This is a genomic window from Mangrovivirga cuniculi (assembly GCF_005166025.1).
Taxonomy (GTDB): domain Bacteria; phylum Bacteroidota; class Bacteroidia; order Cytophagales; family Cyclobacteriaceae; genus Mangrovivirga; species Mangrovivirga cuniculi.
The window spans coordinates 667,959-684,709 of record NZ_CP028923.1 but is presented as its reverse complement, the minus strand read 5'-3'; the positions used below and the strand labels follow the sequence as shown (position 1 = coordinate 684,709).

Annotated in this window: 20 protein-coding genes; 4 read left to right on the top strand and 16 right to left on the bottom strand. The window is 35.5% G+C overall.

The window, feature by feature from the left end:
- Positions 1–46 precede the first annotated feature (46 nt).
- A complete protein-coding gene (locus tag DCC35_RS03110; RefSeq protein ID WP_137089420.1) occupies positions 47–1,216 on the top strand; it encodes an AIR synthase related protein in 1,170 nt (389 codons plus the stop codon).
- A gap of 61 nt (positions 1,217–1,277) precedes the next feature.
- Here DCC35_RS03110 and DCC35_RS03105 read toward each other — a convergent pair whose 3' ends face one another.
- Positions 1,278–1,934: a hypothetical protein gene (locus tag DCC35_RS03105; RefSeq protein WP_137089419.1), complete on the bottom strand. Its 657-nt coding sequence runs from the start codon at positions 1,932–1,934 to the stop codon at positions 1,278–1,280.
- Between the two features lie 23 nt (positions 1,935–1,957).
- Complete coding sequence (locus DCC35_RS20540; protein ID WP_175402692.1) at positions 1,958–2,107, bottom strand: hypothetical protein; 150 nt, start codon at positions 2,105–2,107, stop codon at positions 1,958–1,960.
- Positions 2,108–2,452: 345 nt separating this feature from the next.
- Between DCC35_RS20540 and DCC35_RS03100 the strand changes: the two genes are divergently transcribed.
- The 3 genes from DCC35_RS03100 (at position 2,453) to DCC35_RS03090 (ending at position 5,228) form a co-directional block, all read left to right on the top strand.
- Positions 2,453–3,367 (top strand): sensor histidine kinase, encoded by a 915-nt coding sequence (locus DCC35_RS03100; RefSeq protein WP_137089418.1) that lies wholly within the window; start codon positions 2,453–2,455, stop codon positions 3,365–3,367.
- Positions 3,364–4,119, top strand: a complete 756-nt coding sequence (locus DCC35_RS03095; RefSeq protein WP_137089417.1) for a LytR/AlgR family response regulator transcription factor — start codon at positions 3,364–3,366, stop codon at positions 4,117–4,119. The genes DCC35_RS03100 and DCC35_RS03095 overlap by 4 nt, the downstream gene beginning before the upstream one ends.
- A gap of 104 nt (positions 4,120–4,223) precedes the next feature.
- A complete protein-coding gene (locus tag DCC35_RS03090) occupies positions 4,224–5,228 on the top strand; it encodes a YpdA family putative bacillithiol disulfide reductase (protein WP_137089416.1) in 1,005 nt (334 codons plus the stop codon).
- Here the strand turns inward: DCC35_RS03090 and DCC35_RS03085 are convergent.
- From DCC35_RS03085 to DCC35_RS03020, 14 genes are all read right to left on the bottom strand, one after another.
- Complete coding sequence (locus tag DCC35_RS03085) at positions 5,225–6,037, bottom strand: alpha/beta hydrolase (protein WP_137089415.1); 813 nt, start codon at positions 6,035–6,037, stop codon at positions 5,225–5,227. The two genes, DCC35_RS03090 and DCC35_RS03085, sit on opposite strands and share 4 nt — an antisense overlap.
- Positions 6,034–7,965, bottom strand: a complete 1,932-nt coding sequence (locus DCC35_RS03080) for a peptidylprolyl isomerase (RefSeq protein ID WP_137089414.1) — start codon at positions 7,963–7,965, stop codon at positions 6,034–6,036. Before DCC35_RS03080 ends, DCC35_RS03085 begins: the two co-directional genes overlap by 4 nt.
- A 40-nt stretch (positions 7,966–8,005) precedes the next feature.
- Positions 8,006–9,058, bottom strand: coding sequence for an alkane 1-monooxygenase (locus tag DCC35_RS03075; protein ID WP_137089413.1), 1,053 nt, complete (start codon positions 9,056–9,058; stop codon positions 8,006–8,008).
- 63 nt (positions 9,059–9,121) lie between these two features.
- Positions 9,122–9,748 (bottom strand): class I SAM-dependent methyltransferase, encoded by a 627-nt coding sequence (locus tag DCC35_RS03070; RefSeq protein ID WP_137089412.1) that lies wholly within the window; start codon positions 9,746–9,748, stop codon positions 9,122–9,124.
- Positions 9,736–10,626 carry a hypothetical protein gene (locus DCC35_RS03065; protein ID WP_137089411.1) on the bottom strand — a complete coding sequence of 297 codons (891 nt, stop codon included), beginning with the start codon at positions 10,624–10,626 and terminating at the stop codon, positions 9,736–9,738. Before DCC35_RS03065 ends, DCC35_RS03070 begins: the two co-directional genes overlap by 13 nt.
- A 20-nt stretch (positions 10,627–10,646) precedes the next feature.
- Positions 10,647–11,537, bottom strand: coding sequence for an ATP synthase F1 subunit gamma (gene atpG, locus DCC35_RS03060; protein ID WP_137089410.1), 891 nt, complete (start codon positions 11,535–11,537; stop codon positions 10,647–10,649).
- A gap of 58 nt (positions 11,538–11,595) precedes the next feature.
- On the bottom strand, positions 11,596–13,170 hold the full coding sequence (atpA, locus tag DCC35_RS03055) for a F0F1 ATP synthase subunit alpha (RefSeq protein ID WP_137089409.1): 1,575 nt from the start codon (positions 13,168–13,170) through the stop codon (positions 11,596–11,598).
- A 40-nt stretch (positions 13,171–13,210) separates the two neighbouring features.
- The gene (atpH, locus tag DCC35_RS03050) at positions 13,211–13,747 is read right to left on the bottom strand and encodes an ATP synthase F1 subunit delta (RefSeq protein ID WP_137089408.1); all 537 of its coding nucleotides are present in this window, start codon (positions 13,745–13,747) and stop codon (positions 13,211–13,213) included.
- 8 nt (positions 13,748–13,755) lie between these two features.
- Complete coding sequence (locus tag DCC35_RS03045; protein WP_137089407.1) at positions 13,756–14,250, bottom strand: F0F1 ATP synthase subunit B; 495 nt, start codon at positions 14,248–14,250, stop codon at positions 13,756–13,758.
- Positions 14,251–14,321: 71 nt separating this feature from the next.
- Positions 14,322–14,561, bottom strand: a complete 240-nt coding sequence (gene atpE, locus DCC35_RS03040) for an ATP synthase F0 subunit C (RefSeq protein WP_137089406.1) — start codon at positions 14,559–14,561, stop codon at positions 14,322–14,324.
- Positions 14,562–14,601: 40 nt separating this feature from the next.
- On the bottom strand, positions 14,602–15,654 hold the full coding sequence (gene atpB / locus DCC35_RS03035; RefSeq protein WP_137089405.1) for a F0F1 ATP synthase subunit A: 1,053 nt from the start codon (positions 15,652–15,654) through the stop codon (positions 14,602–14,604).
- 101 nt (positions 15,655–15,755) lie between these two features.
- Positions 15,756–16,118 (bottom strand): hypothetical protein, encoded by a 363-nt coding sequence (locus DCC35_RS03030; RefSeq protein WP_137089404.1) that lies wholly within the window; start codon positions 16,116–16,118, stop codon positions 15,756–15,758.
- Between the two features lie 8 nt (positions 16,119–16,126).
- Positions 16,127–16,378: an AtpZ/AtpI family protein gene (locus tag DCC35_RS22000; RefSeq protein ID WP_394347718.1), complete on the bottom strand. Its 252-nt coding sequence runs from the start codon at positions 16,376–16,378 to the stop codon at positions 16,127–16,129.
- A complete protein-coding gene (locus tag DCC35_RS03020; protein WP_137089402.1) occupies positions 16,311–16,751 on the bottom strand; it encodes a bactofilin family protein in 441 nt (146 codons plus the stop codon). The genes DCC35_RS22000 and DCC35_RS03020 overlap by 68 nt, the downstream gene beginning before the upstream one ends.

Genomic DNA, 16,751 nt, shown 5'->3' with positions numbered 1-16,751 from the left:
CTCTTTTATTAGAGGCTTTCTTATTTTTGCATAAAATATAAATGCCATGCAAGACAGATATATGCAGCGCGGTGTTTCCGCATCCAAAGAAGACGTACATAAAGCGATAGAAAATATAGATAAGGGTTTATTTCCTAAAGCATTTTGTAAAATCATACCAGATTATCTGGCTGGTGATGAAAATTGGTGTACAGTCATGCATGCTGACGGAGCAGGGACTAAGTCATCCCTGGCCTATTTATATTGGAAAGAAACCGGTGATATCTCTGTGTGGAAAGGAATTGCGCAGGATGCAGTAATTATGAATACGGACGATCTTCTTTGCGTTGGTGCAACCGGACCTGTTCTTTTATCATCTACAATAGGTAGAAATAAAAATCTGATTCCAGGAGAAGTTATCGCTGAAATAATTAATGGCACAGAAGAAGTATTACAAATGCTTCGTGATAATGGTCTTGAGATAAGATCTACTGGTGGCGAGACTGCAGATGTAGGCGACCTGGTTAGAACAATTATCGTTGATAGTACGGTAACTGCCAGAATGAAAAGATCTGATGTTATTGATAACAAAAATATTAAACCGGGCAATGTAGTAGTTGGTTTGGCCAGCTTCGGGAAAGCATCGTATGAAACTGAATATAATGGCGGTATGGGAAGCAATGGGCTGACTTCCGCCCGACACGATGTATTTGCACACTACCTGGCTGAAAAATATCCTGAAAGTTTTGATCCTTCAGTTCCAAAGGATTTAATATACAGCGGTAATAAAAAATTAAGTGATCCTGTGTCAGGTGTTGAAGTTGATGCTGGAAAATTAGTTCTTGCCCCTACTCGTACATATGCTCCCGTGGTAATCGAATTACTGAAAAATCACAGGCAAAACATCGACGGAATGGTGCACTGTTCAGGTGGTGCTCAAACCAAAGTATTACATTTTGTCGATAATGTTCATGTGATCAAAGACAACATGTTTGACACTCCCCCTTTATTTAAGTTAATTCAGGAGCAGAGCCAGACAGACTGGAAGGAGATGTATAAAGTCTTCAATATGGGTCACCGAATGGAGGTTTATACTGATGAAGAAACAGCAAAAGAAATTATAAAAATCAGTGAATCTTTTGATATCCCTGCTCAAATCATTGGCCGTGTTGAGGCATCTGAAAAGCCAAAAGTAACTGTTTCATCTGAGCATGGAACTTTTGAGTATAATAATTAATTACAGATAAACAGAGCCCCATCAACTATCTGACGAGACTCTGTTGTATTTCTTCAATACATTATTTCCTAATGTCCTTTCCCGGATCAATAACTGCATTTGGAGGCATTTCCATCCTTGATTCATCAAAAGGCTCGTTGAACTTTATATCATAAATCACATGATCTCCGTATTCCTCTGTCCCATCAATATTATAAGTAGTAAATAGTATTGGAAATTTCAGTCCTTCAACCTCTCCTGTATAGTTAATGACTCTTAACACCGGTCCAAAAACCTCTTGGTCTTTTGGTAAATTTAATATGTCAAGCAAAGGGCCATAGCCAATTGTATATTCATACCCCACTAATAAATAGCTTTCAGAATCTATGTATAATGTATATGTATCTTTTTGAGATTTTCCTACTACCGGCGATTCACGAAAGGACATATCTACCTTATACACTTCGTTTTCAAAAACTTTATGTTGAATTTTTTGAGCGTCTCCTAAAATAACATTGTCGTCCTGAGTTAGCCATGGAAGGTTTAAATAGTAATAAAACACAGAATGCTGATGTGCCGGTGGGTTTCCTACCCGCCAATTTTCTGACCATACCTTTTCACCATCATAAGTCATTTTTGAACCAACAATAGGCCAGTCCTGATACGACCTCCTGGTTTTCATATCTACCATCTGATCATTTGACCAGAACTTTAATAGACCCAATGATTTACTATACATTATTGTGGTAAACTTTAGCGTTTTTAAGCTTTCCCACTTTTCATACCCCCGTGAGCATCGACCATTTTTAAAATGATCTCCTTTGATTTTTTTGTAGCATATGTTGGATCATTACCTATTATCGTAGATGCAGCCAACAGAACAATTGCAGAAATTAAGCTTAGAAGTTTCATGACATTAGTATTTTTTTCTTTTACTAAGTTTAACTCCTTCTCTACCTTAAAAGCTAATTATATGATGTAGCTGGTAAAAAATGTAATCGATAACAATTATGACTGTTGCAGATGACAAAAGATGTTATACAATGCAATATTCTTTAGTCAGGGAATGTGAATAATTCATTATCTTTCGATTATGGCACTGATAAAGTTTTCCCCCTTACCATTTGAAAGAAAGCTTGCTTACTTAATAGCATCAATGATCGCTTTAATCATAAGCTTTCAATCGAATCTTTTAAATAGTGGTCAGATTGGTGTTGAAATTGACTCCCTTGCCTTTTACCTGATCAATTATTTGACATGGGCTCTAATGATCGATATGATCTATTCTCAATTGGTCATGAAAAAAAATTTTCTGAGTTAAGAGGTGTTATCAGGATGATAATTATCGCTGGGGTTTTGATTTTAATACATCTTATCTCTTCTAATATAGCATATTTTCTAGCAAAAAAAATTTACTCTTCGATTACACTTATTCAATTTATAAATGTATTAAATGATGCACTACTCCCTTCCCTGTTTGGTAGAATAATCGATTTAACAATTATTTTCTTCCTACTGAGTATTGTTGAATCAAAAAAAGCTATACAGGAAAAAAAGTTAAGAATTGCTCAGTTAGAAAAGCAGGTGAGTGAAATCTCATTTAAAGCACTAAAGGCACAATTAAACCCGCACTTTCTATTTAATTCTTTACACTCTTTAAATAGCCTGATCGGTATAGATGACAAAAAAGCCAGGAAAATGGTTCTTAAAATCAGTGATCTTCTAAGAAAAATGCTTCAACATCAAGGTCATAAATTAATACCACTAAAAAAGGAGTTAAATTATGTAAATGATTACCTGGATATAGAAAAAGAACGATTTAGCGATAGATTAGAGATCGATTTTCAGATAGACTCAGCTACTGAAAATATCGCTATCCCTCCTTTCTTACTACAGCCGCTAATTGAAAATTCTTTTAAGCACGGAATTTCCAAAATTGAAGGTAAAGGGAAAATATCGCTTACTACAAAGCTGGAAAACGATATGTTAAGATTAAGCCTGTCAAACTCAATTCCTGAAGATCTGTCATCTGATCCAAACTCAATCGGAATTGGGCTATCAAATTTACAACACAGGCTTACAACACTAAATCCAGAAAATAAATTAACTTTTACCAGGGCAAATAATAGCTATACAGCGAATATTATATTAAGAAATATTTCACAATTATGATTGTTAAAGTAATTATAGCTGATGATGAACCCAATGCAAGAGACTATTTGAATAGATTGCTGAAAGAGGAATCGGATGTCAAAGTTATAGGCGAATGCAGAAATGGTGCAGAAGTCATTGATATGATCAAAAATGAAAATGATCCGGTTATATTATTTTTAGACATTCAAATGCCAGGAATTAATGGAATTGATGTTGCCAGGAAAATTGAAAAGAAAAATATTTATATAATCTTCACAACTGCCTATGACGAATACGCTATTGATGCTTTTGAGGTTAATGCATATGATTATCTACTAAAACCATTCGATGACTCAAGATTAAGAAAAGCTCTCAACAAAGCTTTCAGCAGAATACAAAATGACCTTCAGGCAGAACTCAGTAACAAACTGTTAAATGTCTACGACGAGTTCAAAAAAAATCAATCTGACCTTCTTACAGAAATCATCATTAAAGAAAAAGGGCTTGAAAGAAGAATCAATGTAGAAGACATTCTTTATTTCGAATCAGAAAGTGTATATGTCAGAATCATTACAAAAGACAAATCAGACCTTTACCGAACTCCAATGAATAACCTTGAAAATAACTTACCAGCTTTCTTTATAAGAATTCATAGAGCTTATATTATAAACTTAAATAAGGTATCTGAATACAAGTATATGAATAACAATTGCTTTCAATTTAAAATGAATAACGGAGTTTGCATCACTTCGAGCCGTTCGTACAAATCATTAATTCAGGATAACCTATAACAATTATTTGTTCATAAATAATGTTTTATTGATAGCAAACACTATCTTATTGCTCCCGTTAATAGTTTAATATATCATCTTATCAAAATTCGAAAAATAAATTGATGGTTAAAGAAACCTACGACGTCGCAATTATCGGAGCCGGGCCAATCGGCATGGCATGTGCAATAGAAGCTAAAAATAATGGACTTAGTCATGTCTTAATTGATAAAGGGTGTTTAGTAAATAGCATCTATCACTATCCGTATAACATGACATTTTTTTCGACTAGCGATAGACTGGAAATCGGAAATATCCCCTTCGTAAGCCACGGAAACAAACCTACTAGAGCTGAAGCATTAGAATACTACCGCAGAGTTGCACAGTATTTCGATTTGAATTCTAAACTTTATGAATCTGTTAAAAATATAAATCGTGAGGATCCTGGTTATATTATAAATACTTCAAAAGCTACATATAATGCTAAGTACATAATCATCGCTACAGGATTTTATGACCTGCCGTATAAACTTGATGTTCCGGGTGAAGATCTACCAAAGGTTAAGCATTATTATGATGAGCCACACCCTTATTACAAACAGGAAATCATTGTGGTCGGTGCTGCAAATAGTGCAGTAGATGTTGCCCTGGAGACTTACCGAAAAGGTGCCAATGTAACCATGCTGATCAGGGAAGAAGAAATCAGTTCTTCAGTAAAGTATTGGGTAAAGCCCGATATAGAAAATCGCATTAAGGAAGGTTCGATTAAAGCTTATTTTAACAGTGAAATCACTGCAATTTCTGAGCATGAAGTCGAAATAGAAACTGGAGATGGTAGGAGTTTAACTTTAAAAAATGATTATGTCCTGGCTATGACAGGATATCAACCGGACTTTACCTTTTTAAAGGAAACCGGTATTAATATTGGTAATGATGACCTAAGAACTCCGGAATATAACCAGGAAACGATGGAAACAAATGTAGAAAACGTTTACCTGGCAGGTGTGATCTGTGGTGGATTAAAAACGAATAAATGGTTCATCGAAAATAGCCGGATTCATGCTTCTATGATCCTTAAAAATATTATTGAAAAAGAAGGCAAAGAAGTGAAAAGACTAATGTACTTCTAGTTTATATCGTCAAGTATATTTTCTAAATCGCTATTCACTCGGGGATGGCCAAATACATTGTGAGATACATTTTCATAGGTTAACCTCTGTACTCTCGTTCCGGGAATATCAGTTAATTGCTCTGATTGTTCAGGGAAGATCAATTCATCTTCAAGACCATGAAATACATATACCGGACATTCTACATTTCTGAGATAATTTGCTGTTTCAATATTATATCTCAAGATATTGCCCGGAAAATAGGGCATTGCATCAATGGCCGTTTTCCGTAAGGAATAATAAGGAGCAAATAATAATAAAGAATTGGCTGCCTTTTTGGAAGCCACATAAGCAGCTATACCGGATCCTAATGAATAGCCTGCTATGACCGGATTCTTTTCGTTCATTATATTTGATATGGAATCATATATAATTAATGCATCATTAAGTAAGTGTCCTGTTTTCTCGATTTCACCATCACTCTTTCCATAACCTCTATAATCGTAAACAAAAAAATTATAATTATTCTGGAGATAAAAAGATGCATACCCTCCCCATTTGTCTAGTGCACCGGCATTCCCATGGTAAAATATTATCAAACCTTCCGGATTTTCTGCTTTAAACAAAAGACCATTTAAACTTATATTTGTATCTACAGGAATTTCAACTTCCTCAAATTCTCCTTCGAATTGATAAATATAATCTTCAGTTAAAACCTCAGGCCTGAATAAAAACTCTTCCTGCTTAAAATATATGAAGCATAAAGCAATTACATATAATATAGCTGCTGCTGATATCATCCACAAGATGAGTTTTATTATTTTCTTCATTTACCTTGGGTTATTACTATGTCTAAAATTTCCGTGCCTGTCTGGACTTTATATACTTCATCCAAAGCCCCACTAACAGATCCAAAAATAGTATAAGCTCCATCTAAATGTGGAGAAAATCGATGAGTGATAAACCATTGACTACTTTCAGTGTCTCTTCCGGAGCTAGCCATTGCCAACATCCCTTTTTCAAATGAATTCGGGCTAAACTCTGAAATAATCCGGAAAGGTGGATGGCCATACCCATCACCACGTGGACATCCATCCTGGATTACAAAATTATTTTCAACCCTGTGATAGTTATTATTTGAGAAATATCCATCCTCTGATAATTTAAGAAAATTAATCACTGTTATCGGGGCAATGTCCGGATACAATTCAATTTCGATAACCCCTTCATTAGTAATGATTTCAGCATTTATTGTATCAGAATAATTTTCTAATATACCAACATCATAATCAGAAGGATTATATCTAAGCCTGCTATTACCTGGTTTGGAGCCTGTTTTCAAAAACTTACTTAATGAACTAAGCTCTTCAATTGTATCTATTCTGGAAATAGTCTTTTCATCAAGATATTTCTGTAAGCTCAGATCATTACTCATAAATAATCCTGCTGTTTGCCTGACTACTACCGTGTCACTTGCAAATAAAAGATTTGTTAAACCATCTGCGTATTGTTCCACTTTATCAGGATCCTCTTTGTAATCTTCCAGCAGATTTTTGGTTAAAGTATTTAAAGCAGTAGTGCGAATTACAGGATGATTACCTTCTTTAGCATACAGGGATAATTCCTCTATCCCCTCATTAGAATACATGAAAATTGGCATCAATGCTGCCTTATCATAAGGATCACTCGTCTTTTTAAATTGATCCTGAACATACGGAAGAACTTTTTCGATAACAGGTTTGGACCCGTATTTACATGCAGCCTGAAGTAACATGGCCGAGGCAGGTAGATATTTCTGTTTAGCACCAAGACTTAAATATTGCACTGCGTCATTAGCATTACCCAAATTGATAAAATAATTTGCCGCCTCTTTAGCTACCTTAGGAATATCAGAAAGCGCTGCTTTATAAACTGATTCCCGGGCCTCTATGTAAGGGAAAAATTGTAAAGACTGTAATGCCAGAACCCGATACCTGAAATCTTCATTTTCATTCTCCGATATTCCTTTAAGCATTTCTAGAATTTTAACGTCCCTGTTACATCGACTGAATGCTATTAATAGATGCTGTTTTTCTTCTTCATCATTTGAAATAGTATATGCTTCTCTTAATTTACCAGCGTATCTGTTCAGATCAAATCCTACAGGTAGTCTACCCAAATATCCTGCTGCATATCTTCTTGCCTCATTACTAAGGTTTTTATTACCAACATTTTCAGTCATTTGCCTAACAGCACTATTGGTAATATTATTGTTTAATAAGCAATGAAAAAGCCCAATGGTCTGCCCTTCAATTTCAGCATCCGAATCCGGATTAAAACCCGACAGAAACACTATAGATTGTTCTCCATCAATCTTACCTATAGAAACTAAGAGCTCTTTAATAACTGATGGAATTTGTTCTTCTGAAAGTTGATCTTTTAGAGGCTCGAGTAAATCAGGAGAACCATTCTGCCCTGCAGCAAATGCAGCTTTCTTTCTTATTTCCTGATCCTCAGCTCTAAGTAAATTCTTTATTTCGTCAGTAAATTTCTCTGATGGAAAACTACCGGCGATCTTTAATGCCTCCAGGATCAGAAAACCATTTTCACTTGATAAACTTTCTTCTACTATTTCAGAATTCCTGTTTTGAGAAGCTAAATACAACTCGTTTACCTCCGGGTCAGACCATGAAAATCCATTGTCAGAATACTGTATATCTTTTGAATCGCATGAAATTAAAATTGCTAATAAAAGCAATAAAGGCAGATGTTTTGACATATAGCGGTTTATCAATATTTATCCGACAATATTAAATCAGTTAAGTTGAACTAGCAAAATTTTGAATCTCCCTGACTTTTTTATTCATAATATTAAACCAGAGCGGAGGAATCAATGAAAGAATCATCATTCCAGGATATCCGGTAGGCATTTGAGGAGAATTATCATGATGTTTTAATATCTGGTAAGGTCTGGAAGCAATGTAATGATGATCCGAATGCCTGCTTAATTCAAAAAGCATTAATCTACCAACTACATGATCAGAATTCCAGCTATGCATGGGTAAAACTCTTTCATATCGCCCATTTGAAATTTGCCTTCTTTGTAGTCCGTAGTGTTCTATATAGTTTACAGTTTCAAGAAGTAAAATACCTACTATGGCGGCACCCACAAAACCAAGAAGCCCTTTAATTCCAAAAACAAGAAAAATCATTACAAGAAATGCGATTTGTAAAAGCTGATATTGCAACATTTCATTTTTGAGAGATACCACAGAAAGACCCTTTTTCTCTAATTGTTTATTTGCAATTTCCCACGCCGATCTATAAGAATTTATTATAGATCTAAAATAAAATTCGTAAACACTCTCTCCATAATGAGCACTGGCCGGGTCTTCAGGCGTAGATACATTTTTATGATGCCCTCTGTTGTGCTCTATATAAAAATGCATATATAATGATGTTAAGAGCAACATTTTGGACATCATTTTTTCATGTGTCTTCTTTCTGTGACCCAATTCATGAGCCACGTTTATACCGACTACTCCACACATCATTCCCATTCCTAAAATCATACCTATTTGCTCGTAAACTTTCAGATCAAGCATGGTAAAATTGATTAAAAACAGAATCAACACTGCATATTGAATGGGCACCATACTATAGACCATAATATCATACCTGACATCCTTTTTCCGAAGTTCTTCTTCTGTTTCTGTAATATTCTCAGGATCTGGTTTGAATAGCAATTCAAGTAATGGTATCACTATAAAAGCAAAAATTACCGGTAAATAGGTTGAAAGACCCAGTTGGTAATAGCTTATAACGACCAAAATGGGTAAAATTAATACAAGAAAGTATTTTAAAAACTTCATCGGTTAATAATATTGTGCAATAAAATATACGAATATTTAACTGATGCAGCAAAATTTTAATCTTTATATGCAGCTGTAAACAGATGATTTAATAAATGATCCGTAATAATGTTTTTCTTTCTTCTTTGCATCACTTAATATCTCATCTGAAACCTTGAAAATAGAGGGGATTTTATTCAGGGTATATCCTGTTGTAATTCTAAAAAAATACAACATAATTTTAGCGATCACTTTATGCTTAAATTTTTTTGGCTTTGTAAAATCTATGATAGCAAGATCATCAAACTTTGATTGAGTTGAGCGGTAACTAATTAATATTTTTCTGATTTCCTCTTCGTCAAATTGATCCAGAAAAAAAGGGAACATTATCAGTTCATAATGTTTTTGTAAATCAGGAATTCTACCATCTTTCAAAAAATAATTGATATTTGGAGACTTACTGATCCCTGTATCGAAAAACCTATCATGCATTTGTTCACTAATATCAAGAAGATCGATAGATTCGAACTGATCAGCTTCGAAATCCTTTAAAGCACTACCTGTTCCGGCTCCAATGATCAAGATGTTCTTTCCCTTATATCCATTTAATAATTCGACTTGTGCTTTTTTTAAAGCACCATTAAATACCAGTTGTCCTAATTGGTCATAAAACGAAGCTATTTTGTCATATGAATTAATTACTTTATCCATATAACCAGAAAGGGATATAAAAAAATCAAATCAGCAATTGTCCGGTAAATTTCATTTCTACGAAAATCATTCGGATAAGTAAAAATCCAACCAAGAGTTAACCCCATTAAAAGCATCACTATTTGGTATAAGCTAAACCCTGTAATACCTGGTTTAAGTCCAAATAATGCGATCACAGTTATAATAAAAAAAGCAGCGAGAAGAAAATTTAATACCTTAAATGTAAGCTTTAATCCCTTAGTCAATATTACAGAATTTTGTTTCTGATAATTGTCTTTTCTCGCATCAAACCAGGCTAGAATAAGGATGTTACAGTAGGCAATAAGAAATAACTGCAAGTGAAACAATGCAAGAAATTCCTGGTGCTCTTCAATACGGATCCAGGGTATAAGCATTATACCTGTAGAATAAACTAATGCAGCAGCGAACTCTTTTAAGATAAAAATTCGCCCTTTAATAAAATGTACGATTACAAAATACACCAAAACAAACCCACAGATATAAAGTCCGCCTAACAATATTTCTGGATCTAGCAGAAACAAACAATAAATGCTACTGGCAATTATAAAAGCGGCAAATAGTAAGATTGGAATCTTATATTTTTGATGTACCGCATGACGTAATGATAATGCTTGTTGATCTATTCTGTTAGCATCCAGAAGGTGATCTAAAGTATAGATAAGCCAAACTGCTGCACTCAATAAAAACTGTTCGTACCATCTTATATCTATTTCGAAAACTGTACTTACAGCCATTAAGCAACACCATGCCCCAAAGGTAATATCAAGACTCAGCGCCTGAAACAAACGATATGTTTCTTTTAAATCCACAGTCAGTAAAATAATAAAAAAAGCCTGTTCGATATGAACAGGCTTCAAAAGATAGTGTTTTTATATTTTTATTTTCCGAGTGCTTCTGCTCCGGAAACGATCTCAAGAATCTCAGTAGTAATAGCTGCCTGACGAGATCTGTTATAAGTAAGTCTAAGGTCTTTAAGCAATTCGCCTGCGTTATCTGTCGCTTTGTCCATTGCTGTCATCCTTGCTCCATGTTCAGCAGCATTAGATTCTAATACAGCCTTATATAGCTGAATTTTTAAACTCTTAGGAATCAATTCAGTGATGATATATGACTCATCCGGCTCAAAAATGTATTCTACATTGCTCATTTCCTCATCCTCTGCCGGCTCTGAAGGAACCAAAGGAAGGAATTGTTCCACCCTCAAAATCTGAGTAGCAACATTTTTGAATTCGTTATATGCAATTTCTACTTTATCGAATTTACCATCAACGAATCCTTTCATAGCGAATTCCGCTGCGTCACGAACAGCTCCAAAATTCAAATCAATAAAAATCTCTGCAAAGTCAGAAACTACATTGTAACCTCGCTTCTTGAAATGATCATTTGCTCTCTTACCGATAGGAAGGATAGTTACATTATCATTTTTTAAATGATCACTGTAATTTTCTTCCAGGTGATTAGTCGCTGTTCGGATTACGTTAGTATTAAAAGATCCACATAGTCCCTTATCAGAACTAATTACGATCAATAATACATTCTTAACTTCTCTTTCTTCAGCATAAGGACTAGAAACCTCACTATCCTCAGATAAGCCGGATGACACTTTCCCTAGAATTGCAGAAAGTTTATCAGCATAAGGCCTCATCTGGATAATGCTATCCTGAGCTCTTCGGAGTTTCGCTGCAGATACCATTTTCATCGCTTTGGTAATCTGCTGAGTAGATACTACCGAATTTATTCTGCTTTTTATTTCCTTTAAATTCGCCATTCGTTAAAGCTTGTTAAGCAGTTAACAGGCAGCATATTGCTGCCTGTTTATATTTGAATTAATATTTTTTTGCAAGATTTTCAGCAACAGTACCTAAAGTAGAAGTGATGTTATCATCAAGTTTTCCAGCTTTAAGCCCTTCAAGAACTTCATTATGCTGAGCTCTTAACAGATCAAGAAATTCATACTCAAATTCCTTTACTCTGTCTAAAGGAACATTATCAAGTTTACCTTTAGTTGAAGCATAAATGATAGCTACCTGCTCTTCTACCGGTTGCGGAGAATACTGAGGTTGCTTTAGAATTTCCTGGTTTCTTCTACCTCTCTCAATTGTCAGTTTTGTAGCTGCATCAAGGTCAGAACCGAATTTAGCAAACGCTTCAAGTTCACGGAACTGAGCCTGGTCTAATTTAAGAGTACCAGCTACTTTCTTCATTGATTTAATCTGAGCAGAACCTCCAACTCGAGATACCGAGATACCTACGTTAATTGCAGGACGGATACCAGAAAGGAAAAGGTTAGTTTCAAGGAATATCTGACCATCAGTAATTGAAATTACGTTAGTCGGGATATAAGCAGAAACGTCACCAGCTTGTGTTTCGATAATTGGAAGTGCAGTTAATGAACCACCACCTTTTACTTTTCCTTTTAATGAAGGAGGAAGGTCGTTCATGTTAGATGCGATCTCATCATTGTCGATCACTTTTGCTGCTCTCTCTAATAAACGAGAGTGAAGGTAAAATACGTCACCAGGATATGCCTCACGTCCCGGAGGTCTTCTTAGTAGAAGAGAAACCTCACGATAAGCTACAGCTTGCTTTGAAAGGTCGTCAAATACAACCAATGCTGGACGCCCTGTATCTCTGAAGTACTCACCGATAGCAGCAGCAGTAAATGGAGCATAAAATTGCTCTGGAGCTGAATCAGAAGCAGCAGCGGAAACAACTACAGTGTAATCCATCGCACCGGCTTTTTCTAATGCAGCAACAACCTGTGCTACTGTCGAAGCTTTCTGTCCAACTGCACAATAGATACAGTAAACAGGCTCGCCTCTGTCATAAAATTCTTTTTGGTTTATAATTGTATCGATCGCAACTGCTGTTTTACCAGTCTGACGGTCTCCAATGATCAACTCACGCTGACCTCGACCAATCGGAATCATTGCGTCGATAGACTTAATACCTGTTTGAAGCGGTTCGTTTACCGGCTGACGATAGATAACACCAGGAGCTTTTCTCTCCAATGGCATTTCGAAAGTTTCACCTTCGATAGCACCTTTACCGTCAATTGGCTCACCAAGCATGTTAACTACACGTCCTAACATTCCTTCACCTACTTTAATAGATGAAATTTTATTAGTACGCTTAACTGAGTCACCTTCTTTGATACCTTCAGAATCGCCAAGGATTACAGCACCGACATTGTCCTCTTCAAGGTTCAATACCATCGCTTTAGTTCCATTGTCGAATTCTAATAATTCTCCGGATTGTGCTTTAGTCAAACCGTATATACGGGCAACACCGTCACCAATAGTTAATACAGTACCTACTTCTTGTAGTTCGGCTTCAGATCTTACTCCCGAGAGCTCTTCCCTCAGTATTGCTGAAACTTCATCAGGTCTTACGTCCGCCATTTTCTTTTAATTAAAGTTTATATAATTAAGGCTATTGCCTTTATTTCGTAATTGCTTGTTTAATTCTATTTAATTTACCCTTAACTGATTGATCCAGTCTTTTGTCACCGATGGTAAGGATAAAACCACCAATTAATGACGGATCAATGCTAGTCGATATGTTAGGAGTCTTATCAGTATATTTCTTACTTAATGATACAAACTCTTTCATCATTGATTCATCAATATCGACAGCAGAAACTACAGAAACTTCAACAATTCCTTTTAGTTCGTTGTATCGGTTGTTGAATTGTTCAGGTATCATGATAAGAAATTCTTCTCTGTCCTTTCTGGACAATAATTCGAAAAACCTCAAAGTCAGGTCTGAAACCTTTCCTTTGAAGATCTTATCCATTACCTTCTCTTTTTTATTTTCTGTAATAATCGGATTCTTCAGGAACAAAGAAAACTCATGATTCTTTTTGCATAAATCATCGAGCATATCCATGTCTTTCTTCACCTCTTCAAGCTGGCCTTTTTCTTTTGCCAACTCAAGTAGTGACTTTGCATATATTGATGCAACCCGAATTTCTGACATAATTTGTATTAATTAAGATTGATATCCTTTACGTACTCGTCAACTAGTGCTTTCTGTTTGCTATCATCAGAAAGCTGGTTTTTGATAACCTTTTCTGCGATCTCTAAAGAAAGCTCTGCAACTTGATTTTTAACTTCTTTCAATGCAGCTTTCTTCTCTGATTCGATCGAAGCTTTTGCGTCTGCTATCATTTTCTCAGCTGTCTTTGATGCATCTTCTTTAGCTTCTTCAATCATCTTAGTAGAAGCATCTTTAGCATCTTTAAGGATCTTATCTCTTTCAAGACGAGCCTCATCCAATAATTTATCATTTTCAGCTTTGAGTTTAGCCATATCTTCTTTGGCTTTCTCAGCAGCTTCTAATGCCTCATCGATTGAGTTTTCTCTTATTTTTAGCGCATTTAAAATAGGACTCCATGCAAATTTCCCTAATAATATTAAAAGGATAATGAAGCCTAATGCCTGCCAGAATATCAGTCCGACGCCCGGTAATAATAAATCCATTTCTTTTTCCGCTTAAGGGTTACTTATAACAATAAAAGGAGGTTGCGGCAAACCCGCAACCTTTAATTCTTTTAAGCAGTAGCGATGATAAAACATACAACTACACCGAAAAGAGATACTACCTCGATTAGTGCTGCAATGATAAGCATAGCAGTCTGAACTTTTCCGGCAGCTTCTGGCTGACGAGCCATAGCTTCCATTGCAGAACTACCAATTTTACCGATACCTACACCAGCGCCAACCGCTACTAGTCCGGCACCTAAAGCTGCACCTAATAATCCAAGGTTCTCCGCTAAAATTTGTAACAACATGATGTTAAGCGTTTATTGTTAAAACTAATTAAAATTCAAATTAATGATCTCCGTGCTCCTCAACTGCCATACCTATATACATCGATGAAAACAATGTAAACACGTATGCCTGGATAGTTGCAACTAAAAGCTCAATCAAATTAATAAAGATTGTAAGGATCGTCGCTCCAATTCCAACTGCAGCACTTTGAAATATAAATGTCAGACCAATGATACTCAAAATAACAATGTGTCCTGCAGTGATTGCCACGAACAAACGTATTAAAAGCGATATTGGTTTTGTGAAAATTCCGATAAATTCTACTACCGGCATTATTGGTAGTGGAAATTTCAACCACCATGGAACACCAGGAGTATTAAATATATGACCCCAATAATGTTTGTTTCCACTAAAGTTGGTTAATAAGAAAGTGCCAAATGCCAGTGTAACTGTTACTGCTATGTTACCTGTAAGGTTTGCTGCTCCTGGTAAAAGTCCTAAAAGATTACCAAACCAGATAAAGAAAAATAATGTCAGCATGTAAGGAAGATACCTTTCATACTTCTTTTCACCAATTGCCATTTTTACTATATCATCTCTAACGAATATAATTATTGGCTCAAATAAAGACTGAAGACCCTTAGGTGATTTTCCAGGTCTTTTCTTATAACTTCGGGCTATACTTATAAATACTACCAGCATTAATGCCATAGTAATAAATAAGAAAGCAACATTTTTTGTAATTGAAAAATCCCAGACTTTTACTTCACTATCAACTCTGTGAATACTACCATGGTCTATCTCATAACCATTATAAGTCACCAATTCGTGATCTTCATTGTAAAAGTTTGATGATGAGAAAACCTCTAATCCTCTGTCGTCTGAATAAAGGATTACAGGTAAATAAAGTGTACCATAATGACCATCCCAAAAATGCCAGATGTAATCATCCTGGATATGATGCATGATCATAGTTCCCGGATTAAAACTCTCTCCCTCTTCTGACGCCTGCTCCGAAGCAGCCATTTTAAGTGGCGAGATGAACATCATTGAAATAACGATCGATAATGCTATCGATTTCAGGATCAAAAGGAGGCTTTTTTTACGTTGCATCTATCGTTTTAGTTCAAGGACTCTAAATTTGACTGCAAAGGTAGATATTATCGAATCAATAAAAAATAATTGAATAGTTTTTTGTTGACTTTTTTTGTCATTTATTTATTTAAAACCTTAATAAGGCTACCAACCTCATACATAGTATATAATAGGTATAATACAGCCAGATATATCATTTTGTTTGTGAAATGGGCAGGATCCAGAAATTTTATCACCAGCATTAGCAAAATGGTAAAAATTAATTTTACAACTACTCCACCCATAAAAAATATTCCGACCTGTTTATCATCACCAACTTTTACTACAAATGAATGAATAAAGAAGGTGATAAGGGCAAAGAAAAATACCAAATAGCTTTGGCGCAGATCCAGTCCTGTTTGCGGATAAACACTATGTAAAAAGAATAAAGTAAGTATACATAGCAATGACAATCCGCCAAGACCTAATAGGTATTTCTGCATGATTTGAATTAATTATTTTTAATCTGGGTATATAGTTGATATAATACTCCTACTGTCCCTAACATTGCTCCAGCCAGGGTCAGCCACGGTGTTTCAAACTCAAGTTTTTTATCTGCCCAGTAACCAGCCGCGGTTAACAAGCCAATAATAACTACCATTTGGATAGCTAATTGGCTGTACTTTAAATATGAATTATCCTGCGGTCGGGGCTTTTTGCTTTCCTGAGACTGCTCCGTTTTGTTTGTTTCCTGTGGTTTCACCTATCTTTATTTCTCCCATTGATACGCCCATTTTACAACCTCCGTTGAATTTGGCGCCTGATTCGACAACCAGCTTATTGGTTATGATATCACCATGAATAACTGCCGAAGGCTTAAGAATCAATACCTCGTTTACTTCTATCGTTCCTTTGACTTCTCCGGCAACTTCTGCGTTCTGAGCAGTAATATTACCATCAACCAAGGATGATTGACCAACAGCAATTTTAGATTTTGTCTTGATATTGCCGACAACCTTTCCTTCTATACCAAGATTGCCATAGGTTTCAAGGTCTCCCCTTAAAGTAGTTCCCTTACCAATGATGTTATGGGCTGTGGTTGCCTTATCAGAACTCTTTTCGTCTTTTCTTAACAT

Bases quoted from the DNA above. Each gene is read 5' to 3' on its own strand.
- DCC35_RS03110 (WP_137089420.1), top strand. From the start codon at position 47: ATGCAAGACAGATATATGCAGCGCGGTGTTTCCGCATCCAAAGAAGAC.
- DCC35_RS03105 (WP_137089419.1), bottom strand. From the start codon at position 1,934: ATGTATAGTAAATCATTGGGTCTATTAAAGTTCTGGTCAAATGATCAG.
- DCC35_RS20540 (WP_175402692.1), bottom strand. From the start codon at position 2,107: ATGAAACTTCTAAGCTTAATTTCTGCAATTGTTCTGTTGGCTGCATCT.
- DCC35_RS03100 (WP_137089418.1), top strand. From the start codon at position 2,453: ATGGGCTCTAATGATCGATATGATCTATTCTCAATTGGTCATGAAAAA.
- DCC35_RS03095 (WP_137089417.1), top strand. From the start codon at position 3,364: ATGATTGTTAAAGTAATTATAGCTGATGATGAACCCAATGCAAGAGAC.
- DCC35_RS03090 (WP_137089416.1), top strand. From the start codon at position 4,224: ATGGTTAAAGAAACCTACGACGTCGCAATTATCGGAGCCGGGCCAATC.
- DCC35_RS03085 (WP_137089415.1), bottom strand. From the start codon at position 6,037: ATGAAGAAAATAATAAAACTCATCTTGTGGATGATATCAGCAGCAGCT.
- DCC35_RS03080 (WP_137089414.1), bottom strand. From the start codon at position 7,965: ATGTCAAAACATCTGCCTTTATTGCTTTTATTAGCAATTTTAATTTCA.
- DCC35_RS03075 (WP_137089413.1), bottom strand. From the start codon at position 9,058: ATGAAGTTTTTAAAATACTTTCTTGTATTAATTTTACCCATTTTGGTC.
- DCC35_RS03070 (WP_137089412.1), bottom strand. From the start codon at position 9,748: ATGGATAAAGTAATTAATTCATATGACAAAATAGCTTCGTTTTATGAC.
- atpG (WP_137089410.1), bottom strand. From the start codon at position 11,537: ATGGCGAATTTAAAGGAAATAAAAAGCAGAATAAATTCGGTAGTATCT.
- atpA (WP_137089409.1), bottom strand. From the start codon at position 13,170: ATGGCGGACGTAAGACCTGATGAAGTTTCAGCAATACTGAGGGAAGAG.
- atpH (WP_137089408.1), bottom strand. From the start codon at position 13,747: ATGTCAGAAATTCGGGTTGCATCAATATATGCAAAGTCACTACTTGAG.
- DCC35_RS03045 (WP_137089407.1), bottom strand. From the start codon at position 14,250: ATGGATTTATTATTACCGGGCGTCGGACTGATATTCTGGCAGGCATTA.
- atpE (WP_137089406.1), bottom strand. From the start codon at position 14,561: ATGTTGTTACAAATTTTAGCGGAGAACCTTGGATTATTAGGTGCAGCT.
- atpB (WP_137089405.1), bottom strand. From the start codon at position 15,654: ATGCAACGTAAAAAAAGCCTCCTTTTGATCCTGAAATCGATAGCATTA.
- DCC35_RS03030 (WP_137089404.1), bottom strand. From the start codon at position 16,118: ATGCAGAAATACCTATTAGGTCTTGGCGGATTGTCATTGCTATGTATA.
- DCC35_RS03020 (WP_137089402.1), bottom strand. From the start codon at position 16,751: ATGTTAAGAAAAGACGAAAAGAGTTCTGATAAGGCAACCACAGCCCAT.